21 protein-coding genes are annotated in these 24,389 nt (G+C 69.0%); 6 read left to right on the forward strand and 15 right to left on the reverse strand.

What is annotated here, in order from left to right; translation table 11 throughout:
- Positions 1 to 3 precede the first annotated feature (3 nt).
- The gene (locus APZ15_RS21615) at positions 4 to 1,962 is read right to left on the reverse strand and encodes an arylsulfatase (protein WP_027790763.1); all 1,959 of its coding nucleotides are present in this window, start codon (positions 1,960 to 1,962) and stop codon (positions 4 to 6) included.
- A gap of 209 nt (positions 1,963 to 2,171) precedes the next feature.
- Positions 2,172 to 2,891: an SDR family oxidoreductase gene (locus APZ15_RS21620; protein WP_027790762.1), complete on the reverse strand. Its 720-nt coding sequence runs from the start codon at positions 2,889 to 2,891 to the stop codon at positions 2,172 to 2,174.
- 455 nt (positions 2,892 to 3,346) lie between these two features.
- Between APZ15_RS21620 and csgH the strand changes: the two genes are divergently transcribed.
- Entirely contained in the window at positions 3,347 to 3,850 is a 504-nt protein-coding gene (csgH, locus tag APZ15_RS41070; RefSeq protein ID WP_138143389.1) for a curli-like amyloid fiber formation chaperone CsgH, read from the forward strand.
- A 188-nt stretch (positions 3,851 to 4,038) separates the two neighbouring features.
- Here the strand turns inward: csgH and APZ15_RS21630 are convergent, their stop codons facing one another.
- Positions 4,039 to 4,932, reverse strand: a complete 894-nt coding sequence (locus tag APZ15_RS21630) for a DMT family transporter (RefSeq protein ID WP_027790760.1) — start codon at positions 4,930 to 4,932, stop codon at positions 4,039 to 4,041.
- 247 nt (positions 4,933 to 5,179) lie between these two features.
- Positions 5,180 to 6,091 (reverse strand): LysR family transcriptional regulator, encoded by a 912-nt coding sequence (locus APZ15_RS21635; RefSeq protein ID WP_027790759.1) that lies wholly within the window; start codon positions 6,089 to 6,091, stop codon positions 5,180 to 5,182.
- A gap of 127 nt (positions 6,092 to 6,218) precedes the next feature.
- Between APZ15_RS21635 and APZ15_RS21640 the strand changes: the two genes are divergently transcribed.
- Positions 6,219 to 7,238 (forward strand): zinc-dependent alcohol dehydrogenase family protein, encoded by a 1,020-nt coding sequence (locus APZ15_RS21640; protein ID WP_027790758.1) that lies wholly within the window; start codon positions 6,219 to 6,221, stop codon positions 7,236 to 7,238.
- A 49-nt stretch (positions 7,239 to 7,287) separates the two neighbouring features.
- Here the strand turns inward: APZ15_RS21640 and APZ15_RS21645 are convergent, their stop codons facing one another.
- The 3 genes from APZ15_RS21645 to APZ15_RS21655 are packed head-to-tail and all read right to left on the reverse strand — an operon-like array spanning position 7,288 to position 10,505.
- Positions 7,288 to 8,472 carry a porin gene (locus APZ15_RS21645; protein ID WP_027790757.1) on the reverse strand — a complete coding sequence of 395 codons (1,185 nt, stop codon included), beginning with the start codon at positions 8,470 to 8,472 and terminating at the stop codon, positions 7,288 to 7,290.
- A gap of 51 nt (positions 8,473 to 8,523) precedes the next feature.
- Complete coding sequence (locus tag APZ15_RS21650; protein WP_027790756.1) at positions 8,524 to 9,321, reverse strand: ABC transporter substrate-binding protein; 798 nt, start codon at positions 9,319 to 9,321, stop codon at positions 8,524 to 8,526.
- Between the two features lie 50 nt (positions 9,322 to 9,371).
- A complete protein-coding gene (locus APZ15_RS21655) occupies positions 9,372 to 10,505 on the reverse strand; it encodes a M20 aminoacylase family protein (RefSeq protein WP_088611412.1) in 1,134 nt (377 codons plus the stop codon).
- Between the two features lie 184 nt (positions 10,506 to 10,689).
- On the opposite strand from APZ15_RS21655, the gene APZ15_RS21660 reads away from it, so the two are divergent.
- Entirely contained in the window at positions 10,690 to 11,649 is a 960-nt protein-coding gene (locus APZ15_RS21660; protein ID WP_027790754.1) for a LysR substrate-binding domain-containing protein, read from the forward strand.
- A 79-nt stretch (positions 11,650 to 11,728) separates the two neighbouring features.
- Here APZ15_RS21660 and APZ15_RS21665 read toward each other — a convergent pair whose 3' ends face one another.
- From APZ15_RS21665 to APZ15_RS21700, 8 genes are all read right to left on the reverse strand, one after another.
- Positions 11,729 to 14,041: a TonB-dependent receptor gene (locus APZ15_RS21665; protein WP_027790753.1), complete on the reverse strand. Its 2,313-nt coding sequence runs from the start codon at positions 14,039 to 14,041 to the stop codon at positions 11,729 to 11,731.
- A gap of 212 nt (positions 14,042 to 14,253) precedes the next feature.
- Positions 14,254 to 15,471, reverse strand: a complete 1,218-nt coding sequence (locus tag APZ15_RS21670) for an MFS transporter (protein ID WP_027790752.1) — start codon at positions 15,469 to 15,471, stop codon at positions 14,254 to 14,256.
- Positions 15,468 to 16,544, reverse strand: coding sequence for an ABC transporter substrate-binding protein (locus APZ15_RS21675; RefSeq protein WP_027790751.1), 1,077 nt, complete (start codon positions 16,542 to 16,544; stop codon positions 15,468 to 15,470). The genes APZ15_RS21670 and APZ15_RS21675 overlap by 4 nt, the downstream gene beginning before the upstream one ends.
- A 34-nt stretch (positions 16,545 to 16,578) precedes the next feature.
- Complete coding sequence (locus APZ15_RS21680) at positions 16,579 to 16,989, reverse strand: ExbD/TolR family protein (protein WP_009694203.1); 411 nt, start codon at positions 16,987 to 16,989, stop codon at positions 16,579 to 16,581.
- On the reverse strand, positions 16,989 to 17,705 hold the full coding sequence (locus tag APZ15_RS21685) for a MotA/TolQ/ExbB proton channel family protein (protein ID WP_027790750.1): 717 nt from the start codon (positions 17,703 to 17,705) through the stop codon (positions 16,989 to 16,991). The genes APZ15_RS21680 and APZ15_RS21685 overlap by 1 nt, the downstream gene beginning before the upstream one ends.
- Positions 17,706 to 17,746: 41 nt before the next feature.
- Positions 17,747 to 18,568, reverse strand: a complete 822-nt coding sequence (locus APZ15_RS21690; protein WP_027790749.1) for an energy transducer TonB — start codon at positions 18,566 to 18,568, stop codon at positions 17,747 to 17,749.
- A 33-nt stretch (positions 18,569 to 18,601) separates the two neighbouring features.
- Positions 18,602 to 19,648, reverse strand: coding sequence for an ABC transporter substrate-binding protein (locus tag APZ15_RS21695; protein ID WP_027790748.1), 1,047 nt, complete (start codon positions 19,646 to 19,648; stop codon positions 18,602 to 18,604).
- 44 nt (positions 19,649 to 19,692) lie between these two features.
- Positions 19,693 to 20,865, reverse strand: coding sequence for an LLM class flavin-dependent oxidoreductase (locus tag APZ15_RS21700; RefSeq protein ID WP_027790747.1), 1,173 nt, complete (start codon positions 20,863 to 20,865; stop codon positions 19,693 to 19,695).
- A 465-nt stretch (positions 20,866 to 21,330) separates the two neighbouring features.
- On the opposite strand from APZ15_RS21700, the gene APZ15_RS21705 reads away from it, so the two are divergent.
- Genes APZ15_RS21705 through APZ15_RS21715 form a run of 3 tightly spaced genes read left to right on the forward strand, consistent with a single transcriptional unit; the run spans position 21,331 to position 24,384 of the window.
- Positions 21,331 to 22,407: an ABC transporter substrate-binding protein gene (locus tag APZ15_RS21705; protein WP_027790746.1), complete on the forward strand. Its 1,077-nt coding sequence runs from the start codon at positions 21,331 to 21,333 to the stop codon at positions 22,405 to 22,407.
- 55 nt (positions 22,408 to 22,462) lie between these two features.
- The gene (locus tag APZ15_RS21710; RefSeq protein WP_027790745.1) at positions 22,463 to 23,569 is read left to right on the forward strand and encodes a PhnD/SsuA/transferrin family substrate-binding protein; all 1,107 of its coding nucleotides are present in this window, start codon (positions 22,463 to 22,465) and stop codon (positions 23,567 to 23,569) included.
- Positions 23,569 to 24,384, forward strand: coding sequence for an ABC transporter permease (locus APZ15_RS21715; protein WP_027790744.1), 816 nt, complete (start codon positions 23,569 to 23,571; stop codon positions 24,382 to 24,384). Before APZ15_RS21710 ends, APZ15_RS21715 begins: the two co-directional genes overlap by 1 nt.
- The last annotated feature ends 5 nt before the right edge of the window (positions 24,385 to 24,389 follow it).

Raw genomic sequence — 24,389 nt, forward strand, 5'->3', positions numbered from 1 at the left:
GTATCAGTAGTAGCCGCGCGGACGCAGCGGTTCGACTCCGCCGACGTTGCTCATGTAGGTCTTCCACTGGTCGACGAGCGTGCCGATCACCGACGGGTTCTGCGCCGACACGTCGGTCGTCTCGCCGCGATCCGACGCGAGGTCGTAAAGCTGCCAGTGCCCGTCGAGCGGCCCGAGCGGCGGTTCGGTCCACAGTGCCTTCCAGCGGCCGTCGGCGCTGCGCAGGTAGGCGCGGCCGTATGCTTCGTCGCCGAACGGCGTCGTATGCACCTCGCCCGTCGCCGACCCCGTGAGCACCGGCAGCAGCGACTGGCCGGTGACCGGATACACGTAGCGGTTGTTGTAGACCACCTTGCCCTTGTTCTGGTCGACGCCCGTCAGCGTGTTGACGAGCGGCGGCGCCGGCTGCGACGGCGGCGTGACGCCCGCGATCGCAAGGAACGTCGCCGTGTTGTCGGTCACGTGCGTGAACGCGCGCAGCGTCGGCAACTGCTTCGTCTGGCCCGGCAGGCGCACGATCGTCGGCGTCGATACGCCGCCTTCGGCCGAATACCCCTTCGTGAGCCGGAACGGCGACGCGCTCACCTCGGCCCAGCGCAGCCCGTACTGCAGGCGCTGCGCGTTCTGCTTGCCGTTGTCGGTGCCGAGGGTCGAGTAGACCGGGTCCTGCCCGTTCGCGGTGTCGGTCGCCGTCGGGTCCGCGCCCGAGTCGATCGGCCAGCCTTCCGAGCCGTTGTCCGACTGGAACATGATGAACGTGTTGTCGTATTCGCCGATGTCCTTCAGGTGCTGGATCAGGAGTCCGATGTTGTAGTCGAGGTTCTCGACCATCCCCGCATAGATCTCCATGTAGCGCGCCTGCGCCCGCCGCTCGGCCGGCGACAGGCTCGACCACTGCTTGTCGACCTTGCCGGGGCCGTAGTCGCTGTAGCCGTCGGCGGCCGAATGCACCGCGCTGATGTACTTCGCGCTCGCGGTGCCGTTGTTCGCGGTCGCGGGCGACGCCGCCGTCGTTTCGGGCAGGCCGTCGAACGGCTTGAAATCGGCGGGGATCAGGCCGAGCGCCTTCTGCCGTGCGATCCGCGCATTGCGGATCGCGTCGTAGCCGGCGTCGTACACGCCCGCGTACTTGTGCAGCCATGGTTCGGGCACCTGCAGCGGCCAGTGCGGCGACGTATACGCCGCGTACGCGAAGAACGGCTTGCCGTCGCGCTTGTTCGAATCGATGTACGAGATCAGCTTCTGCGTATAGAAATCGGTCGAATAGAACACGGCCGGGCTGCCGCCCGCGCCGCCCGGCTGCCCGGGCTGGCCAGGCTGCACGTAACGGCCGTCTTCCGTGTAGTTCGACGAGCCGGCCGGCTCGTGCGCGAAGTGGTTGGTCGCCGCGCCGCCGAGCAGCACGTAGCTGCGCTCGAAGCCCCACTGGTCCGGCGTCTGCCCGCTGCCCGTCGCGCTGCCGACGATCCCCGAGCCGATATGCCACTTGCCCGCGATGTACGTGTGGTAGCCGGCATCCTTCAACAGTTGTGCGAACGACAGCGCGCGGTCGTTCAGGTAGCCCTCGTAGCCGGGCAGCCCGCGCCGTTCGTCGGTCGGCACCCCCATCGTGCCTTCGCCGACCAGATGGTGATCGGTGCCGGACACCAGCATCGCGCGCGTGATCGCGCAGACCGTGCCCGTGTGATGGTTCGACAGGATGCGGCCCGACGCGACGAGCGCATCGAGGTTCGGCGTGTTGATCTCGCCGCCGAATGCATGGATGTCGGAATAGCCGAGATCGTCGGCCATGATGTACAGGATGTTCGGGCGTTTCGCCGCCAGCGGCGGCGCGGGGTTCGTCGATGACGACGGCGGATCGCTGTCGACGCCGCCGCACGATGCAAGCGACAACGCGCCGGCAATCGCGGCGCAGACGACACGGAAACGAAAAGCATGCAACGGCGAAGCGGACTTTTTCATCGTTCTGGAACGCGCGATCTACGGGATCGGCGATCTTAGCGTCGCGCGCGCGGCACCCAAAGTCCGATTCGTCACATGCTAACGGGGCGGCGGAATATGCGCGCAAGCCGAATACCGGCCATCGGCACGCGCGTATGCATGCGCGCGGGCCGAGCGCCGAAGCCGGCCGCCGCCGGGCCGCGCGCGACGGCTCGCCCGCGCGTCGTGCTTCAGCTGCGTCCGCCGAGGCTGCCGCCGCCGTCCACGGCCAGCACCTGCCCCGTGACGAAACCGGCCTCGTCCGACAGGAAGAACGCGATCGCGGCCGCCACATCGTCGGGCGTGCCGAGCCGGCGCGCGGGAATCGTCGCGAGCACCTTGCGTTCGGCTTCGCTGCCGACGGGCCGCGTCAGCCGGAACAGTTCCGTCTCGATCGGCCCCGGCGCCACCGCGTTGACGGTCACACCATGTTCGGCCAGTTCGAGCGCCCACGTGCGCGTGCAGCCGACGAGCGCGCTCTTCGCGGCGGAATACGCGGTGCGGTCGAGACTGCCGAAAATCGCCCGGCTGCAGATGTTGACGATGCGCCCGTGGCCGCGCGCCTTCATCGCGTCCGCGAAGTGCTGCGTGACCTGGATCGCGGCCCGCACGTTGAGATCGAACACGGTCTGCAGCGACCGGAAATCGATCTGCCCGAGCGGTTGCGGCATCACGATGCCCGCATTGTTCACGATACCGTCGACAGCGTGCTCCTCGCCGATACGGGTAAGCGTCGCTGCCGTCTGTTCGATGTCGGCGAGATCGCACGCGCGCAGTTCGCCGGGAAAGTCGATGCCCTGCACATTTCGCGCGAGGCCGATGACGTGATGACCGTGCCGTGCGAGCAAGGTGCTGACCGCGAGGCCGATGCCGCGCGATGCGCCGGTGACGAGATAGGTGCGAGATGACATGCGTGCTCCCGAAGTCCGTTCACATGAATTGCGTGGAGAGAGGTTTCCAGGGTGGAGGCCCGGAACCGGTGCTTTGATCGGACGATTCTACGTGCGTAACGGACGTTACGTCGTGTCGTTACGGGCGTGTCCGTGGCAACACGGTACGTTTACTGCGCATCAGATGCGCCAGGAATTTCCAAATCACGACTGGTGGGAATTATCGTCTGATTTAATCTTGATGCGCCGAATATAAAAGAAAGCTTGTTAATCAAATATCTAACCCGCAAACGTTTTACGCGAATGAGTTACGCATCCGAAAAATTAGACTAATAACGATTTCAAAATAGATTCCGCTTGAAACGACAACAGGCACGCCTCTTGCTGACTCCTTTCACCATGTGCTGCGTTCGGCAAGGAACGAATAACCCGAAAATCGGGCGCCGCCATATTTCGCACAAGTGAATCCGGGCTACGTGACGCAGACCGGCTACAACAACAACGCCACGCTGGTGCAACAAGGCACGCCAACTACGCGAACACCAACCAGAACGGCTTCAACAACACCGTTTCGGTCAAGCAGCATTAAGTGCCGCCGGCGTAACGGAAAGGCCGGACGGATACACGTTCGGCCTTTTTTCATTCGACAGGGGACGATCATGGTTGGCATTCACGATCTCAACGCCTATTTCGACATCGCCGCCAGTGCCGGCGGCGTGAATATCGTGCCGCACGTGCGGGCGGCTGCACCGGTCGACGTGTCGTACAGCCTGCGCATCACCCGAACCGGCGGCGCGGGCTCGGCCTCGCTGACGCGCTCCGGCGAATCGCGGCTCGCTGGCGGCGAGGACCAGCCGCTCGCGACGCTGCTGCTGAGCGTCGATTCGAGCGATATCTGCAAGGCAACGCTGGTTCTGCACGTCAACGGCGAGCATGCGGAGTATTCGGCGGACTGCAATCCGCATCGGACGGCGGGTTGATACGGCGCGGCCTGGGGGCCGTCGCGCCGCATGGCAAGCGCCTGCCGCGCGGCGCGACCGGCATCGGCGCGCGCGGCGGTCAGCCGGCCCGCCCCTCCGCCATCGGCATCGCGCGCCGCGACGCGATCCGCCACGCACGAATCGGCCGGCATCGATACGCCGCCCCGCATCCCGCGCGCGTTCGGTATTCAGTAACGCATCACGAGAAACAGGCCGGCAGCCGCGAGCGCCATCCCCGGCCATGCGAGCGCGCCGATCGTCTCGCCGAGCGCCACGAGCGCGATCAGCGCGGTCGCGGGCGGGATCAGGAAGAACAGCGCCGACACGCGCGACGCCTCGCCGTACCGCACCATCGCGAGCAGCAGCGAGATCGCGATCAGCGAGTTGCAGATGACGAGGTACGCGAGCGAACCGGCGAGCCCGGCGGTCCATTGCACGTGCATCGGTTCGAGCGCGAACGCGAGCGGCGCGGTGACCGCGAGGCCGACCGCGTACTGCACGAGGTTCGCGGTGACCGGATGGACGTCGGTGCCGAAGCGTTTTTCCCACAGCGTGCCGCCGGTGATGCAGGCGAGCGCGAACAGCGCGAACGCGAGCGCCCACGGCGACGCGACATCGACCGACGAACGCGCGAGGATCACCAGGACCGCGCCCGCGGCGCCGAGTGCGAGCCCGATCCAGCGCAACACGCCGACGCGTTCGCCGGCAATCATCGGCGCGAGCAGCCCGACGAGGATCGGCTGCTGCGACGTGACGAGCGCGACGGCGCCCGCCGACATGCCGAGCTTCAGGCTCAGGTACGTACACGCGAAATAACCGGCCTGCAGCAACAGGCCGACCACGACGAGATCGCGCCATGCGCGCCCCGTGCGCGGCAACGCGGGGCGCAGCCACAGGAACGGGCCCGCGAGCAGCGCGACGACGCACGCATAGCGCAGCGCGAGGAAGGTGAGCGGATCGGCATAGCGCAAGCCGAGCTTCAGGAACACGAAGCCGCTTGCCCACAGCAGCAGGAACAGTGCGGGCGCGATGCGCAGCCAGCCGGGTTGCCGCGCGGCCTTCGTGGTATCGATCGTCGTCATGTACGCGCGCGCCGGGTTGTCGCAGGGAGGTCTGCCCCGTGCGCACCGGGGCTGCATGCCGGCCAGCGCATCACCGAAGAACCGTGTAACGGGTGAGGTTCGGAACGGTCGCTGCGATAGCGATGACGATGGCGACCTGCGGTTCACGCTTCATCACGTCGTGCCCCCGGCGGATTGGGTGTGCGACGATCATACGCCGCACCGGCCGACCATGCGTCGCGGGGATGCCGCGACCGACGCGCCCGCCTCAACCATCCGACGCGAGCATCTTCGGTATCTCGTCCACGAGCGCATCGATGACGACACGCACCTTCGACGGCACGTGGCGCGATGCCGGCCGCACGGCGAACACTTCGGCGCCCGACACGCTGTTGCTGTCCATCACGAGCGCGAGGCGGCCGTCGCGCAGGTAAGGCGCCATCAGCCAGCAGGGGAGCCACGCAAGGCCCGCGCCGGCGGCGGCCGCATCGGCAATGGCCTGCAGGTCGTCGAGCCGCAGGCGCCCGGCCGGACGATGGTCGTGCACCGCGCCGTTCGCGCCGACTATCGGCCACGGCGTCGGTTGCCCGCCGCGCGAATACGCGATGCCGACGTGCGACGCGAGTTCGTCGAGCCCCGCCGGCCGGCCATGACGTTCGAGATACGCGGGCGATGCGCAGATGCCCATGCGCTGCACGCCGAGCTTGCGGCCGACGAGCGCGCTCGTATCGGCGAGCTCGCCGATGCGCACCGCGATGTCGAAGCCGTCGTTGACGAGGTCGGCCACGCGATCGCTGAACGACACGTCGATTTCGAGCCGCGGATGGCGCTCCACGAGGCGCCGCATGAGGGGCGCCACGCATTGCCGCCCGAACAGCACCGGCACGCTGACGCGCAGCCGCCCCGCCGGCTCGCGCTGGCCCGCGTCGAGCGCGGCCTCCGTCTCGCCGAGTTCGGCGAGCAGCCGCCGGCACTGTTCGTAATAGACGAGCCCCTCGTCGGTCAGGCCGAGCTGGCGTGTCGTGCGCTGCAGCAGCCGGGTGCCGAGACGGCGTTCGAGCCGCGCGACGACCTTCGCGACCGCCGAGCGCGTAACGCCGAGCCGCAGCGCGGCCGCCGCGAAGCTGCCCGAATCCACCACGTCGACAAATTCGGCAACGCCTCTCAGCCGCTCGTCCATGCCATTTCGCTCCGGTGGGGTAACAGGTTTGTGTCCATGCAGGCGACAGTCATCGGCCGAATTATCGTCAATGCGTCCATGCGAGCAACACTATGATAGTCCGCACTATCTCGAAAAAGGAGTCGACATGCACGCATGGCAAGTAAAACCGGGCGACGGTGCGGCCGGGCTTCGGCGCATCGACGCGACACGCCGCGCGGTCGGGCCGACCGACGTCGTCGTGAAGATCCATTCGGCCGGCCTGAACTATCGCGACCTGATGTTCGCGCGCGGCGACTATCTCGGCATCGGCAACGAAGCGCTGATTCCGGTTGCCGACGGCGCCGGCGAAGTCATCGAAACGGGCCGCGACGTCACGCGCTTCAAGCCCGGCGATCGCGTGATCAACACCTACTTCCCGCGCTGGATCGACGGGCCGCCGACGCCGCAGAAAACCTCGGGATCGCCCGGCTCGCATTTCGACGGCGTGCTGGCCGAGCACTTCGTGTCCGACGAAGCGGCGCTGGTCGCGATTCCCGCGCATCTGGACTACGACGAGGCGGCGACGCTGTCGTGCGCGGGCATCACCGCCTGGAACGCGCTGTTCGCCGACGGCGGCCTGGGGCCCGGCGCGACCGTCGTGCTGCTCGGCACGGGCGGCGTGTCGATCGTTGCGCTGCAGCTCGCGCATGCCGCGGGGCTGCGCACCATCGTCACGTCGTCGAGCGACGCGAAGCTCGAACGCGCCCGCGCGCTCGGTGCGGACGCAACCATCAACTATCGCGCCACGCCCGAATGGCAACACGACGTGCTGCGGCTCACCGGCGGCGCGGGTGCGGATCTGGTCGTCGAAGTCGGCGGCAAGGATACGCTGCCGCGCTCGGTCGCCGCGACGAAGATGGGCGGCACCGTGTCGGTGATCGGCGGCCTCAGCAGCTTCGGCGGCCCCGAGCTCGGGCTGCTGTCGCTGATCGGCGGGATCAGGCGGCTGCAGGGGATCATGGTCGGCAGCCGCGCGATGCTCGACGACGTCGTGCGCCTCGTAGACGCGAAGCGGATCAAGCCGGTGGTCGATCGCGTGTTCGGCTTCGACGAAGCGCCGCAGGCGTATGCGTACCTGCAGTCGGGGCAGCACTTCGGCAAGGTCGTGATCCGCGTCGCGCGGTAAGCGCATCGGGGTGACGGGCAGCGGGCGGCCTCGCCCGCTGCCTCCGGCGTCAGAACCGGTGACGGATCCCCGCGTGAATCATCAGCTGCTTCGAGGTCGACGACAGGTCTGCCGCGCCGGGAACATAGGCCTGGTCGAGCGACGAGCCCGTCGCGTCGCCCGCGATCCGCTGGTAGGCGCCCATCAGGTACACGTCCGTGCGCTTCGACAGCGTGTAGTCGGCCATCAGCCCGAGCGAATGGATCTTCGGCTTCGCGGTGCCCGTCGTCGCGTCGTAGCGCACCGTCGTGTACACGTACTGCGCCCCGACGAACAGCGCGGGCGTGAACTGGTATTTGCCGTTCACTTCGAAGTTCTGGTACTTGATCGACGTCACCGTGCCGCCTGCGAGCGGGCCGGTCACGGGCTCGATCGTCTCGTCGCCGAACAGGTAACCGACGTTCGCGGTCGGCCGCGTGACGTTACTGTTCGTGTACGCGAACCCGACCGTCGCGGGCCCCGCCGTGTAGTTGATGCCCGCACCGAAGATCCGCAGCCGCGCCGACGCGAAGTTCGCATCGGCGCCGACCGATCCCGAGCCCGCGATCGCGCCGCCCGGCGTCGCACCCGGGTTGTCCGCATTCAGGAAGGCCGCGCCGACGAGCCACCCGCCCTGCTCGTACTGCGCGCCGACGCTCCACTGCCGGTTGTTCGCGAAGCCCGTGTCGTTACTGAAGCTGTACGTGCCGCCGAACGAGAAGCCGGCGAAATCCGGGCTCGCATACTTGACCGTGTTGTTGACCCGAAACGTATTGCCGGTGTTGTCGTTGTCGAGCGGATGCGAGAACGGATAGACGCCCCAACTGCCGTTCGCGGTGGTCGGCGCGAGATAGTCGACCACCGCATCGTATTGCCGGCCGAGCGTCAGCGTGCCGAACCGCGCGCTGCCGAGGCCGACGTACGCCTGCCGCCCGAACATGCGGCCGCCCTGCGCGAGCGTGCCGCTGTTCACGTTGAAGCCGTTCTCGACCTGGAACAGCGCGCTGTAGCCGCCCCCCAGATCCTCGCTGCCCTTCAGCCCCCAGCGGCTGCCCTGCGCGAAGCCGCTCGCCATCTGCCACGCGCCGTGGCCGCCGACATTGTTCGTGTAGTCGATGCCCGCATCGACGAGGCCGTACAGCGTGACGCTGCCTTGCGCGAACGCGGGCGCGGCGCACAGCGCCGGCATCGCGACGAAAATCAATCTCCAGTTCATCCGTCATCCTTATTTGTTTTGTCGTTACCGCGCCATGCATGGCGCCACCGCTTACTTCGTGCCGTAGATGTCGAAGTCGAAATACTTCCGGTTGATCCGCTGGTACGTGCCGTTCGCGAGGATCGTCGCGAGCGCGCGGTTGAAGGCGTCGCGCAGGTCGTTGTCCTGCTTGCGCAGCCCGAGCCCGTCGCCCTGCCCGAAATACTTCGCGTCGTCGATCGCCGCGCCGACGAATGCAAACTCCTTGCCCTGCGGCTTCTTCAGGAAACCGTCGCTCGCCGCGATCGATGCCTGGAACGCCGCGTCGAGCCGGCCCGTCACGAGATCGGCATAGACCTGGTCCTGGTTCGGGTACGACACGATCTGCACGCCGGCCGGCTGCCAGTTCGCGATCGCATAGTCGGCCTGCGCGGAGCCCTGCTCGACGCCCACGCGCTTGCCCTTCAGCGCGTCGGCCGTCGGCAGCAGCGGCGAACCCTTGCGCGCGACGAGGCGCGCCGGCGCATTCGAGATCCGGTTCGTGAAGGCGATCTGCTGCTGCCGCTTCGGCGTAATCGTCATCGACGACGCGATGACGTCGAACTTGCGCGCGAGCAGCCCTGGAATCATCCCGTCGAAACTCGACTCGACCCACACGCAGCGCGCATGCAGTTCCGCACACAACGCATTCGTGATGTCGATCCCGAAGCCCGTCAGCGTGCCGTCGGGCAGCTTGTACTCGAGCGGCGGGTAAGTCGGATCGACCGCGAGGCGAATCTCCCTGCCCGCCCAGTCACCCGCATGCGCCGCCCCTGCCGCCAGCGCCAACGCGAGCGCCGCCATCCGTTTACATTGCTTCCCCTGCTTCATTGCCAGTCTCCTTCCTCGTGTGAATCGTCAGTCAAAATCATGCGGGCGCGTCACGCGAGATAGCGCTCCGCCAGCGCAATCCAGTAGCTCGCGCCGGTGGCGAGGCACGCGTCGTTGAAGTCGTAGCCGGGATGGTGCAGCCCGCATCCGGCGCCGCCGTCGCCATTGCCGTCACCGTTGCCGATCGACAGGTAGCTGCCGGGGCAAGCGTTCAGCATGAACGCGAAGTCCTCGCTTGCCGCGATCGGCCGAAGATGGGGGATCAGCGCGCCGTCACCGCCCCATTCACGGGCGACGTCGCGCGCGAAGGCGGTTTCCGCCGCGTGATTGACGAGCACCGGATAGTCGTGGCGGTAATCGATCTCGGCCGACGCGCCGTAGCTCGCGGCCTGCCCGTGCACGATCTCGCGAATGCGCCGTTCGAGCAGCGCGCGCACGTCCGGCGACAGTGCGCGCACGCTCAGCGCCAGTTCCGCGTGCGGCGGGATCACGTTCGACGCGGTGCCCGCATGGATCGAGCCGGCCGTCACGATCGCCAGGTCCTGCGGGTTCACGTTGCGCGACACGACGGTCTGCAGCGCCATCACGATCGACGCGCAGACGACCACCGGATCGATCGTCGTATGCGGCGCCGCGCCATGCCCGCCGCGCCCGGTCACGCGCACGCGCACCTCGTCGGCCGATGCCATCGCCGGGCCGTCGCAGAAACCGAGCACGCCGGCGGGCAGGCCCGGCACGTTGTGCATCGCGAACACCGCATCGCACGGAAACTGCTCGAACAGCCCGTCGTCGATCATCCGCTTCGCGCCGCCGAGCCCTTCCTCGGCCGGCTGGAAAATCAGGTTCAGCGTGCCCGTGAAGCGGGCGCGCTCGGCCAGGCACCGCGCCGCCGCCAGCAGCATCGCCGTATGGCCGTCGTGGCCGCATGCATGCATCACGCCGTCGCACCGGCTCGCATGCGGCAGCCCGGTCGCCTCGCGGATCGGCAGCGCGTCCATGTCGGCGCGCAGCCCGAGCCGCTTACCGGTGCCTCGCGTCAACGTGCCGACCACGCCCGTGCCGCCGAGCCCGCGCGTCACCCGATAACCCCACGTTGTCAGGAAGCCGGCCACGAGGTCGCTCGTCGCATGTTCCTCGAAGCCGAGCTCAGGATGCGCGTGCAGCCGTCGGCGCAGCGCAATCATCTCCGTTTCGATGGCCGCCAATTCCGGCTGGACTGGTTTGTGGTTCAACCCCGATTCTCCTCGACGTACGCCGGTTGCCGATCGCCCGAATGACCGATCGTGGCCGCATCGTAGGCAGCGAAAATCCCGGCGAACAGCCGCGGTTTCGTTATGATGACAACCTTTCGTTGTCGGGTATCGCACCATGGGTACGATCAGGCTGCATCAGCTTCAGGCGCTCGTCGCGAGCGCGGAGGCCGGGAGCATCCGCGGCGCGGCGCGCACGCTCGGGCTGTCGCAGGCGGCCGTCACGCGCGCGCTGCGCGAACTGGAGGCCGGCGAGCGCCTGCCGCTGCTCGTGCGCGCGCCGGAGGGAATCGGCTTCACGGAATACGGCAAGACGCTGCTCACGCACGCGAAGCTCGTGCTGAAGCAGCTCGAACACGCGCAGAGCGATCTCGAACGCATGCGCGGCCGCATCGAGGGCCGGCTGAGCATCGGCGTGACGCCGTGGCTCACGATGACGTTCCTGGCGGAAACGGTGCTGCGCTTTCGCGAGCGGATGCCCGACGTGCGCCTCGAACTCTACGAGGCGCTGATGGCCGTCGCGCAGCCGCTGTTGCGCGACGGCAGCATGGATTTCGCGCTCGGGCACGTGCAACCGGGCGGCACGCAGGAATTCGCGTTCGAGCCGATGCTGCGCTACGAGACATCGGTAATGGTGCGCGCCGGCCATCCGCGCGAACACGCGCGCTCGATCCACGACCTGCTCGAGAACGACTGGGTGCTGAATTTCGCGGCCGACGGGCAGGCCGCGCTCGTCGACTACCTGTTCACGCGCCACGGTGCCGACATCGACGAACGGCGCATCGTCCGCGCGCAGTCGGTGGCGATGCTGCAGACGATGCTCGAACAGGCCGACATGTGCACGTGGTGCCCGACGATTCTCGCTGCAGTGCCGCCGTTCGGCGAACGGATGCGCGCGTTGCAGCTGAAGGAGACTTTCGAGCCGCGCGACCTCGGGATCGTCACGCGGCGCAGCAGCACGCTGAGCGACGCGGCGCGCTGCTTCATCGACTGCCTGCTGCACGTGATCCGCCGGCACGCGCGGTCGGCACGCAAGGCGGATCTCGCGCTGTTCAGGACGCTGTCGCTGCTGATCTGACGCGCGGCGAACACGGGCGGGCCGCCGCGTCGCCGCGTGCGAGTCGTGCCCGTGCCCGTGCCCGTGCCCGTGCCGCCCGTCAGATTTTCGCCGTCAGCGTGATCCCGACCGTGCGCGGATCGCCGTACAGCACCGGATACGCGCCATACGACGGCAGCAGCTCGAGCTTCTTGTAGACCTTGTTGGTCAGGTTCGTCACGTAGCCCGTCACGATGTACTTCTGGTTCGGCGTCGTGTAGGAAACGTGCGCGTTCAACACCGTGTAGCCGCCCTGCCAGAGCTGCGGCATCGTCTGCCGGGTCGCGCTGAAGTATTCGCGGCTGCGGTAGTTCACGTCACCGCCTGCGATCAGCGTGCCGAACGACACCGGTACGCGATAGTCGAAGCCCGCATTGATCGTCGTATGCGGCGAGCGCGCGAACGAGTTGCCGACGGCGGTCGGCACATAGCGGAACTCCGTGTAGCGCGTGTTCAGCATCCCGAGGTTCGCGAACAGGTAGAGGCTGTTGACCGGCTGCGCCTTCAGCTCCAGTTCGAAGCCGTCCGCGCGCCCCTGCCCCGCATTCGACAGCGTCGACACCGGCGGGCCGCCGAACGGGTTCGGCGCGAGCGCGAACACCTGGATGTCGCGATAGTCGTAGTGGAACACGCTCGCGTTGACGATCAGCCGCTTGTCGAACCACTCGCTCTTGATGCCGACTTCATAGTCGGTCAGGTACTCCGGCGACACGGTCGACACCGTGCTCTGCGTATACGCGTTGCCGTTGTAGCCGCCCGAACGGAAGCCGCGCGCATAGCGGAAGTACGCACGCACGTTGCTGCTGAGCGCGTATTCGGGCGTGAGGTCCCAGGTCGGCGCGCGCCAGGTGTTCGTCTGGTTCTGCCGCGCGCTGACCGCCAGCGGCGACGACACCGACGACGGCTCCCACCAGCTGCCCGGATTGTCGAACGTCACGTTGCCGGTGCCCTGCAGCCCGGTCAGGTTGATGTTCTTGCGCTCGATCGTGTAACGCAGCCCGCCCGTCACGTTGAAGCGGTCGGTAAACCGGTACTTCACGCTGCCGAAGATCGCCGCGCTCTGCGTGTGCTGCGTGAGGTCGGTCAGGTGGTAGAACGCGGGTGACGGCGAGCCCGGCAAGCCGCCGCCGGCACCCTGCTCGGCCAGTTGCTCGGTGAACAGGTGGGTGCCGACGAGCCAGCTCAGCCGGTCGTTCTGCGGCGATTCGAGCCGGAATTCCTGCGAGAACTGGCGGCTCGACAGGCGATCGTGCGAGCGTGCGGCGTCGAACGCCGAATAGTCCTCGTCGTCCTGGTACCAGCGGTGCAGCCCTTCGAACGCGGTGATCGACGTGAGCGTGACCGCCGGGTTGATGCGCCAGTGCGCGGTGAGCGATGTGCCCCAGGTCGAGATGTGATCGCTCGACGGCGCGTTGAGCGACACCGTGTACGGATCGCTCGAGCCGACGAAGCCGAACTGGTTCGCGCCGCCCGGCCCCGCGCCTTGCGCGTGCCACGCATTGCCGCCGCCCGTGTAGTTGCGGCCGTGGATGTTGAACAGGAAGTTGGTGTCCGACGTGGGCACGGCGAGCACCTGGAAGCGCACCGCGTTGTCGTGGAAGCCGCCGAAGCGCCCTTGCTGCACCGTATTCGTGTAGAAGCTGTCGGCGTTCTCGTGATACACCGACACGCGCGCGGCCAGCACGTCGTTCTTGCCGATCGGCCCGCCGATCGCGGCCTCCGCGAGCCGGCTGTTGTACTGGCCGAGCCCGATCTTGCCGTAGCCGCTCACGTCGAAGGTCGGCTTCTGCGACGTGATGCTGAGCGCGCCGCCGACCGTGTTCTTGCCCCACAGCGTGCCCTGCGGGCCGCGCAGCACTTCGATGCGGTCGAGGTCGAACAGCGGGAACCCCTGCCCGAACACGCTGTTGATGTACACGTCGTCGAAGTACACGCCGATCGGGCTCAGCGACAGGTCCGACGGATCGTTGCTGCCGACGCCGCGCAGGAACCAGCGCGGCCGCTCGCGGCCCTCGGTCGATTGCCCGGTGAAGTTCGGCACGTACTTCGTCACGTCGTTGACCACGCGCAGCTCGTTGTTCCTGATCGCGTCGCCGCTCAGCGCGCTCACCGCGACCGGCACGTCCTGGATGCTCTCCTTGCGCCGGCGCGCGGTCACGGTGACCGTGCCGAGGTTCGTTTCGCGGATGGCCGTGCCGCGGGTCGCACGGGCCGCCGTCGGTGCAGCCGCGGCTGCATCGTCCGTGCCCTGTTGTGCCGGTTTCTCGTCCGGTGCCGCCGTCACCGCACCTTCTTCCGCCCACGCGGGCAACGATACGGCTCCGCCCGTCAGCAGTCCCCCCAGCGCGGTGACGATTAGTTTTTTCCTGAACATCGATGAGTCATCCTGTTTGATCGGTTGAACGCACGTGCGTGCGCGACGCACGGGTTCCCTGTTGCAATTCGGATGCCAGCCTCGAGAAGCCCGTCGTATCGGGCTTCCGGCAGGTATGCGGGGTGCGCGTTGCTGCATGCGCATCTGTGAACGGAAGCAAACTGCTTGTCACGCAACACTGCCGGATCGCGAGACACCCGCTCCGATGGTGGTCAGGAGAGCTTTGCAGTCACGGGCTGCGACGCATCGCGCCGCCCGTGTGCGACGCGCAACGCGCACGCGACCAGCACGACGACGGGCAGCCAGCACAGAAACACGGCCTGCAACCCGACGGCCGGCACGAGCGCACTGCCGGCCAGCGGGCCGCAGAACGCGCCCGTCATCGACGCGAGGTTGTACAGGCTCGACACCTGGCTCTTGTCCGCCGGGTGACGGCCGAGGCGCTGCATGTTGACGAGATGCAGCAGCGACGAGCCGGCGCACAGCGCGGCGAGCCCCGCGCCGACGATCCACGCGTCACGGGCGAGCCCAAGCGCGAGCAGGCCGGCCACGGCACCGGCCAGGCTGAGCCCGTGGCAACGGCGCGCGCTCAGCCGCTGCGCGACATGGCCGAGCCCGAACAGCGCGATCACCGCGACCACGCCCTGCAACGTCAGCAGCGCGACGGCGTGCGCCTGGGACAACCCGAGCGACTGGATCGCGAGCACGACCGTATACGCGCCGGCAAGCGAACGCGTCGCACTGTTCACGGCCTCCAGCACGAGTTGCTCGCGCACGTCGTGATTCCATGCGAGCGCCAGCAACGCGCGCAGGCCGCCGGTTTCCGGTTGGGCGCCGCGCGGCACGGCCTCGGCGTCGCCGAGCAGCGTCCGGCTGAACAGCGCCATGCCCGCGAAGCTCGCCGACGCCGCGCAGAACGTCCCGACCGCGCCATGCGCGCCGATCAGCCAGCTCGCGAGCCACGGCCCGACCATGCCGGTTCCGACCGACATCGCCGCGCGGTACCAGCCGGCGCGCGCGAGGCCGATCTGCGCGAGACGCGCGAGAAACACGCCGTTGATGGATACGATCCGGAACGGGATGCACAGCCCGATCAGCACTTGCGTGAGCGCGATCAGCGGCCATGCGCCGGTATACGGCACGACGAGGTTGAGCAGCATCGGCCCCATGCTCGCGGCGAAGTACACGCGCCGCGCGCCGTAGCGCGCGACGAGCAGCCCGGCCGGCAGCGTCATCAGCGCGATGCCGAGCGGCTCCATCGCGGCGATGATGCCGAGCCGCGCGCTGTCGACGCCGAGCGCGAGCGCATACAACGTCGTCGCGAGCTGCGCCATGCTGATCGTCGTGCCGCTCGCGAGCGCCAGCAGCATGAAACCGCCGGTGAAGCGCTCGCGCCGCCATGCGTCGGCGACGCGTGCCGGCGCGCTCACCGCGCGGCGTCGCGAGACAGCGGTGCGATGCCGTCGAGCGCGCGCCGGTCGATCCACGCGCGCACGTCGAAGTCCGCAGGCAGGAACCGCCATTCGACGAGGAAGCGCTTGAAATCGTCGAGCGCGGCGATCGACGCTTCGTCGAGATCCGTGCGCAGCCGCCGGTGCACGTCGGTGCCGTACGCGAGCCGCAGCCAGTCGTGACCCGATCCCGTCTCGCGGCCGAGATAGCCGAGCACTTCCTGCTCGTGCTCGCGCGCCCAGCCTTCGACGTCGGTCACGCGCGCGAGGAAGCGGCGAACGATGTCGGGATGGCGTTCGAGCGTCGACGCATTGACGGTCAGCGGCCGAGGCGAGCCGTTGTTGATGCGGATCTGCGGATCGGGATGAAAGCCGATGTCGACGACCGGCTGCGCGCCGATCAGGTGTGCGGTCTCGAGCCCGAGCGACCCCTTCACGTAGATCGCGTCGACCTCGCCGCGCACGAGCGCGGCCGCTTCGGCCGCATAAAGGCGCCGGCTGGACAGGCTCGACGGATGGCTGAATGCCGCGTCGCGCGTCAGCGGCGTCGACACGGGCGCGCGCAGGTTTGAAGCGGGCACGTCGACCCATTCGACGTCGGCGGGGCCGAGCCCGTCGAGCGACAGCGCGCTGACGAAGCCGCGCAGCGCAGCCGCGCGGAAGATGTCGATACGTTCGCCGTCGCGGCGCGGCAGCCCGATGCGGCGCCCGCGCAGGTCCCTCGGCCGCTTCAGGCCGGTTTCCGGCAACGCGACGATCGCCTGCGCCTCGTCGACCCAGGTCAGCGCGACCACCCGGGTATCGGCGCCGGAGGCGCGCGCCCACAGCGCGGGAATGCTGCCGCCCTGCCGGAACGTGTTGTCGAGCGAATGATCGACGTGCGCGCGATGCAGCGCCGCGTGCTGGCTCTCCTGCAGCGCGCGGACGGTGATGCCGTCGCCGGCGAACTCGCTGTCGAGCCAGCCGAGATGCGCGGCGATGCCGAGCGGCGTCGGCACCGGACAGCGCGTGTACCAGATCGACTGGACGTGATGGGAAGCCGTGATGCTCATGGATGCGTTCGGAAAAGGAGTCGTGAACCGCGCGTCAGCCGCGCGGCGCGGTGAGCACCGACAGCCGCGTGATGCCCGCATGCTCGATCGCGGCCATCAGCTTCGCGACGGTGCCGTACGGCACGTGCTCGTCGGCCTGCAGGTCGAGCGCGACGTCGGGCCGGCCGGCCTTCAGCGCGGCGAGCTCGGCCGGCACCGCGGCGAGCGCGACCGCGCGCTTGTCGAGATACACGACGCCCTTGTCGTCGACGCTCACGGTGACGTTCGGCTTGCGGTCGGCCGGCGCCGTGGCGACGGTGTTCGGCAGGTTCACGTGCACCGCGTTGTTGAGCAGCGGCGCCGTGACGATGAACGCGACGAGCAGCACGAGCATCACGTCGACGAGCGGCGTGATGTTGATTTCACTGAGCACGTCGTCGTTGTCGGAAGAGGACGAGAAGGCCATTATGCGAACGCCTCCTGACGGGCGCCGTCGGCACGGCGTGCCGGCGCGGGCGCGGTGGCGGCGGGCGGCACGCGGAAACCGGCCTTCTGCGCGAGCGTGACGAAATCGGTTGCGAACGCATCGAGATCGGCCGACGCGGCCTTCACGCGGCGCACGAAGAAGTTGTACGCGAGCACGGCCGGCACCGCGACCGCGATGCCGATCCCGGTCGCGACCAGCGCCTCGCCGATCGGCCCCGCGACCACATCGATGCTCGCCGACGCACTGTGCGTGATCGCGGTCAGCGCATGGATGATGCCGAACACGGTGCCGAACAGGCCGACGAACGGCGCGGTGCTGCCGATCGACGCGAGCACGGCGAGCCCCGCTTCCGCGCGCCGGCGCGCGTTGTGGATCTGCTGGCGCAGATGGCGTTCGAGCAGGTCGTGGCGGCTCCAGCTGTGTTCGAGATCGTGCGCGCTGCTTTCGTCGGCGCGGCGCAGCGCGTCGAAGCCCGTCGCGGCGAGTTCGCCCACGGGGCTGTCGGCGCCGTCGAGCGCGGCCGCCTCGTGGAAACTGTTCGCGGCCCAGAACGCGCGCGTGTAATGCCGGTTGCGTGCGCTCGCACGCAGGCTCTGGATCGCCTTCACGACGATCAGCGTCCACGTGACGACGGAAAAGACGACGAGCAGCCAGAGCGCGCCCTGGACGATGAAGGTGGTCGGGATACCGTTCATGATGTGAGTTCCTTGAAAAATGTGGCGGGCCGCCCGGTCGGTCAGCCCAGCTTGAAATCGATCGGCACATTGACCCAGCCGTCGACCGCTTCGTCGCCGCGCTTCGCGGGCACGAACGTCCAGCGCTTCACGGCGGCCACCGCTGCGTTGTCGAGCATGCGGCGGCCGCTGCTCGTGCGGACGTCGACGGCATCGGGCGTGCCGTTCGCGAGCACGTGCACGCGCAGCACGACGCGCCCTTCCCAGCCCTGGTCCTGCGCAAAGGCCGGGTAGTCGGGCGCCGGGTTGCGCAGGTAGGCCGCGTCGCCGATCGGCGCGGTTTCACGCACGGGCGCCGCCGGCGCGGCGGGTGCGGGAGACGGTGCGGCCTGTGCGGCTACGGCCGGTGCCGTCGGCGCGGGTGCCGCCTCGCGTGTGACAGGCTGCGCGGCAGCCGGCGCAGGCGCCGGATGCGCGACGGCCGCACGCGACTTCGGCGGGGTCGGCGCCTGCTTCAGCGGCTGCTGCGGCTTCGGCGGCACCGGTGGCGGCGGATGCGCGGCCTGCGGCAACGGTTCGGGCGGCCGCGTCAGTTCGACCGTCATCGGCAGCGGCCGCGGCGGCTGCACGGGCGGCGCGGCGGGAGCGCGTGCGGCCAGCAGCGCGACGCCCGCATGCAGCGCCGCTACGGCAAGTGCAATCGCACCCGTGACGCGCCACCGCCCCGGCTTCGCCGCGCGCGCATCCGGCCGTGCGGCAGGCGAAGCCGACGGCGGCCATGCAGCAGCCACCGCGGCGGCCACACCCGCGCCCGTGCGCGGCGCCGCACGTGCCGCATGCCGGCGCGCCGGCGGCACGCCGTATTCGATCGTCAGACCTGTCATGCTCGACTCCTTGCAATGACGCGCCGCGGCGCGCTACGCGACCCACGCATGGCGTTGCCGGTCGATGCGCGTGAACGGCGCCGGGTCGATCCATGCGCGCGCATCGAAATCCTGTTCGAGAAAACCCCACTCGACGAGGAAGTCCTTGAACGCCACCAGCCCGTCGATCGACGTCTGCGCGAGCCCCGTCTCCAGATGGCGGTGCACGTCCGCGCCGTACGCATAGCGCACCCATTCGTCGGACGCGCGCGTTTCGCGGCCGATATAGGCCACCGTCTCCGCCGGATGACGCGCGGCCCAGTCGCCCGCGCCCACCACGACCGACAGGAAGCGGCTCACGAGATCGGGGCGCGCGTCGATCAGTGCGCGATCGACGGTCAGCGTGCGCGGCGTGCCGTTGCCGATCCGCACCAGCGGATCGGGGTGCGCGCCGAGATCGATGACCACCTGCGCGTCGATCAGGTGCACGGTTTCGAGCCCTTCGACTCCTTTCACGAACACCGCGTCGACCTCGCCGCGCACGAGCGCCGCGATCTCGATCCCGTACTCGTGCGGGCCGCGCGTAAACGATGCCGGCCCGGTGCGGCGTTCGCGTTCGTCGGGCAGGTCGACCCATTCGGCGTCGCCGTGCCCGAGCCCTTCCAGTTCGAGCGCGCTCAGGAAACCTTTCAGCGCGGCCGCGCGCCAGAAGTCGATGCTGATCGGATGGCGCGGCAACCCGAGCCGCCGGCCGCGCAGATCGCGCGCGGTGCGGATGCCGCGATCGGGCAGCGTGACGATCGCCTGGAACTCGTTGGTCCACGACAGGCCGATCACGCGCGTATCGGCGCCGCGTGCCCGCGCCCACAGCGCCGGAATGTTGCCGCCCTGCCGGAACGAGGACGGGAGGCTGTGATCGAAGTGCGATTCGCGCTTGCCGGCGTCGGCCGTTTCCTGCAGCGAATGCAGCGCGATGCCGTCCGGCCCGAACTCCTCGTCGAACCAGCCGCGGTGCACGGCGATGCCGAGCGCGGTCGGCACCGGGCAGCGCGTGTACCAGAGTGCGTCGCGGGCCGTGGCCTGCGCAGCGAGTGTCGTCATGGTGAATGTCCTTGTCGTTGGAATGCGGGGGGATGCCGTTGCGCTCATGCGCCGGCCACGCGCAGCGCCGCCTGCGTGCCGCGCGCGTTCAGCGCGCCGTCGACGAGCGGCAGCACTTCCTCGCCCACGCGGTACGCCTCCTCGAGATGCGGGTTGCTCGCGAGGATGAACGTCGACACGCCGATGTCGACGTATTCCGCGAGCCGCTCGGCCACCTGCTCGTGGCTGCCGACGATCACGCAGCCGGGGCCGCCGCGAATCTGCGACATCCCGGCCCACAGGTTCGGGCCGACGATCAGGTCGTCGAAGTGCTGCGTGTTGCCCTGGTGCAGCGCGAACTGGCGTTTGGCACCGACCGATTCCGACGACTCGCCGCGCCCGCCGAAGCCGTTGCGCGTCGCGTCGCCCACCGTCGCGAACATCTGCCGCAACTCGGCCCACGCCTGCTCCTCGGTCTCGCGCGCCAGGATGTCGATGCGCATGCCGAAGCGCAGGTCGCGCTCGGCGTTCTGGCGATCGAGCGCGCGGCGGGCCGCATCGATCACCTCCTTCTGTTTCGCGAGCGGCTCGCCCCAGCTCAGGTGCACGTCGCCATGCTTCGCGGCAACCGCGAGCGCGGCATCGCTCGCGCCGGCCAGGTAGATGCGCGGCGGTTTCTGGCCGCTCAGCGGCGGCAGCAGGCCGCCGCCTTCGACGCGGTAGAAGCGTCCGTCGAACGTGAACGGCTCGCCGGCCGCGACACCCTTCACGACGTCGAGGAACTCGTCCGTGCGCGCATAACGGCTGTCGTGATCGATGAAGTCGCCGTACGCGCGCTGGTCGGGGCCGCCGCCGCCCGTGACGACGTTCCACTCCACGCGGCCACGGCTGATCCGCTGCAGGCTCGCGGCCATCTGCGCCGCGTAGACGGGATGCACGAAATGCGGCTGCAGCGCGATCAGGAGCCGCAGCCGGCGCGTCTCGCGCGCCAGCGCGGCCGCCACGACCCACGGCTCCTCCGTGAAGCGGAAGATCGGGATCAGCGCGCCGTGGAAGCCGGCGATATCGGCCGCGCGCGCGACCTGCGACAGATAGTCGATGTAGCCGAATTCGTCGTCGTCGACTTTCGGCGCGACGCGCGATCCGCGCTGGCGGTTCCATTCGCCGCGTGTATGCAGGTCGTGTGCGCGCCTGCCGTCGCCATGCATCGGCAGGCGCCACAGAAATTCAACAGCCATCGGGATTCTCCTGGTCGGGCCATTCGGATTGCGTGCGGCATCGCCGTGCCGCCCGTGTGCTGCGCTGTAAAGCACGCGGTGTGCCAACCTGCCCGACGCGGCACCTGCGCGGCCGCCTGCAAACCTGCGCGGCGCCTTGCACGCCGGGCGTCGACGGCAACCGGATCGCACCCGCCCGGCCGTGGCCGGCACGGTCGCGACAGGCCCGTGCCGTGCTGCTGCATCGGCCGCACCGCTGCTGCGCGCGCAACAGCGGCCCACGCGACTGTTGCTGGCGCAACAGGCCATGCGTCGACACACGCATCGCCCTTTCCGCGCGACGCCCGCACCGCGTGCGGCCGCGCCGTTTCCGTTCACTGGCCCGGAACTTGCAACGCTGACCGGCCCGCGCGTGCGCACCGACACCGAGCGGCACCGCGCGCGACCGCGCTTCGACCATGCTTACGCAGAGAGGGAATCTCACACATGACAGACAGGCCCGATTCGTCATCGGACAAGCAGCAGACGTTCTGGTACGCCCGATCGCCCGTGCCGACCCCGCTCGGCATCGCCGTGCATCTCGGCTGGCTCAACGGCGAGACGTCGGCCGACGGCGTCGCGATCCGCTCGCCGCGCGGCGCCACGCGGCACGACGTGTCGTCGATCAGCGACCACACGCTGGCGCAGTCGTTTCGCCAGGGCGGCAGCATCCCCGCGATGTGGGCGCGCTCGAACGGCGCGAACACGCGCGTGATCGGGCTGTCGTGGGTCGACGAATCGCAGTTGATCCTCGCGCGGCCCGAGTCGGGCATCCGCTCCGTGAAGGCGTTGCGCGGGCGCCGCGTCGCGATCCCGAGCCGCCCCGACGACCGCATCGACATCTTTCGCGCGTCGGCGCTGCGCGGCTTCGTCAACGCGCTGAGCCTCGACGGGCTGACCACCGCCGACGTCGAACTCGTCGACGTGCATGCACGCACGCTGCAGGCCGTCGGGCCGGCGCGCGCGGCGGACCTGTTCGCGTCGCCGCACGGCTTCTCGAGCCGCGCGCTGTACGCGGCCGAAGCCGGCGCACTGCTGCGCGGCGAGGTCGACGCGATCTACGTGAAGGGCTCGACCGGCCTCGAGATCGCGCAGCTGATCGGCGCGCATGTCGTGATCGACATCGGCTTTCATCCGGAGCGCTCGATCCGCAACAACAACGGCACGCCGCGCCCGCTGACCGTCAACGCGGACGTGCTCGCGAACCATCCGGACATCGTCGCCGGCTTCCTGAAGCTCGTGGTCGCGGCCGGCGAATGGGCCGGCACGCATCCCGACGAAACCGCGCACTACGTGGCCGGCGAAACCGCGTCGTCGATCGACTGGGTCCGCGCCGCGTACGGCAACCAGCTGCACCGGCACCTCGGCGTCAACCTCGACGACGAATCCGTCGCGGCGCTCGACGACTTCAAGACATTCCTGCACGACCGGGGTTTTCTGGAAGCCGACTTCGACGTCGCCGACTGGATCGACCCGCGCCCGCTCGCCGACGTGCTGCGGCCGTCGCGGCAGAAACGCGCGTGAGCCACTGAGTGAGCCCCCGCGTGAGCCTCATTTCCGCCCACTGATCCCGACCATCATGAAACACACGCTCTCCCTAGCTTCGCTGCGCCGCCCGCTGCGTGCGCTGTTCGCCGCGCTGCCGCTTGCCGCGGCATCGCTCGCCGCACCGGCCGCGCACGCGGACGATGCGCCCAAGGTGGTGCGAATCGCCGTCGTCGCCTATTCGGGCGGCGGCAAGACGCAGTACGCGGGCGCCTCCGCGCTGATCGACGCCGACAAGTCGCTCGAGAAGGCGCTCGCCGCGCGGCACGTGAAGCTGCAATGGGTACCGGTGTCGACCGCGGCGGTCGGCACGCTCGTCAACGAGGCGTTCACGAACGGCAGCATCGACTTCGCGGGCTACGGCGACCTGCCCTCGGTCGTCGTCAACGCATCGGGCACGCATACGCGTCTGATCGTGCCGGGCGGGGTCGGCAGCAATACGTATCTCGTCGTGCCGGCCGGCTCGAGCGCGAAGTCGATCGTCGACCTGAAAGGCAAGCGCATCGCGCTCAATCGCGGCCGGCCGTGGGAAGTCACGTTCAGCAAGCTGCTCGCCGAGAACGGGCTGAAGCTGTCCGACTTCAGGATCTACAACCTCGACCCGCAGGCCGGTGCGGCAGCGGTCGCGGCCGGCCGCGTCGACGGCTTCTTCACGCTGTCCGACGCGTATTCGCTCGTCGACAAGAACGTCGGCAAGATCATCTGGTCGACCAAGACCGCGCCCGACGACTGGAAGATGCGCGCGGAACTGTGGGCATCCGACGATTTCGTGCGGCGCTACCCCGACATCACGCAGCTCGTCGCGACCGCCTACGTGCGTGCCGCGCACTGGATCTCGCAGCCGCAGAACCGCGATGCGTACGTGAAGATCCTGAGCGCGTCCGGCCAGCCGGAAAGCGTCGTGCGCCGCGAATACGCGGACGAATCGACGCCGTGGAAGGAGCAATGGACGCCGCTCTTCACGCCCGCGCTGACCGGCCACTACCGCGACGTCGTCGCGTACAGCCGCCAGGCCGGCCTGACGTCCGCGCCGGTCGACGTGAACGCGCTGCTCGCGCCGACGTTCGTCGCGACCGCGCTCAAGCAGCTCGGGCTCGACGGCTACTGGCGCGCAGACACGGCGCGCGTCGCGAGCCGCTGATGCCGATGCACGCCCTCGCGTCGAACGGCGCACGCGCGATCCGCCTGCCCGGCATCGCGCGGCTCGGCGGGCTCGCGCTGTGGTGGGCCACGCCCGTCGCGTTCGCCACGCTGTGGTGGCTCGCGAGCGCGCAGCGCTGGTTCCCGCCGCAGCTCGTCGTGCCGCCCGGCCGGCTCGCGGCGACGCTGCGCACCCTGCTCGACACCGGCGAACTGCGCGACAACCTGGTGATCACGCTGCATCGTCTCGCGCTCGGGTTCGCGATCGGCGCGGCGGGCGGAGCCGCGTTCGGCATCCTGCTGGCGCGCAGCCGGCTGTTCTCCGACTACCTGCGGCCGACGTTCGACCTGCTGCGGCAGGTGCCGACGCTCACGCTGATTCCGCTGCTGATCCTGCTGATCGGCGTCGACGAGCCGCTGAAGCTCGTCGTCGTCGGCAAGGCCGTGTTCTTCCCGGTCGCGCTGGCCGCGTACACGGGCGTGCACGACGCGCCGCGCGACCTCGTCGAGATGGCACGTCACTACGGGCTCGGCCGCTTCGCGCTGCTGCGCGACGTGCTGCTGCCGGCCGCGCTGCCGCCGCTGCTGACCGGCGTGCGGATCGCGCTTGCGCGCGCGTGGCTCGCGCTCGTCGCGGTCGAGCTGCTCAGCGCCGACAGCGGGATCGGCCAGATGATGGAACTCGCGCGGCAGATGCTGCGGCTCGATGTCGTGCTCATCGACGTCGCGGTGATCGGGCTGATCGGCTTCGCGATCGACCGGTCGATCGCGCTCGTGCAACGCTACGCATTGCGCTGGCAAGCGCCGTCGCACTGACCTGA

The organism is Burkholderia cepacia ATCC 25416 (assembly GCF_001411495.1).
Classification (GTDB): Bacteria; Pseudomonadota; Gammaproteobacteria; order Burkholderiales; family Burkholderiaceae; genus Burkholderia; species Burkholderia cepacia.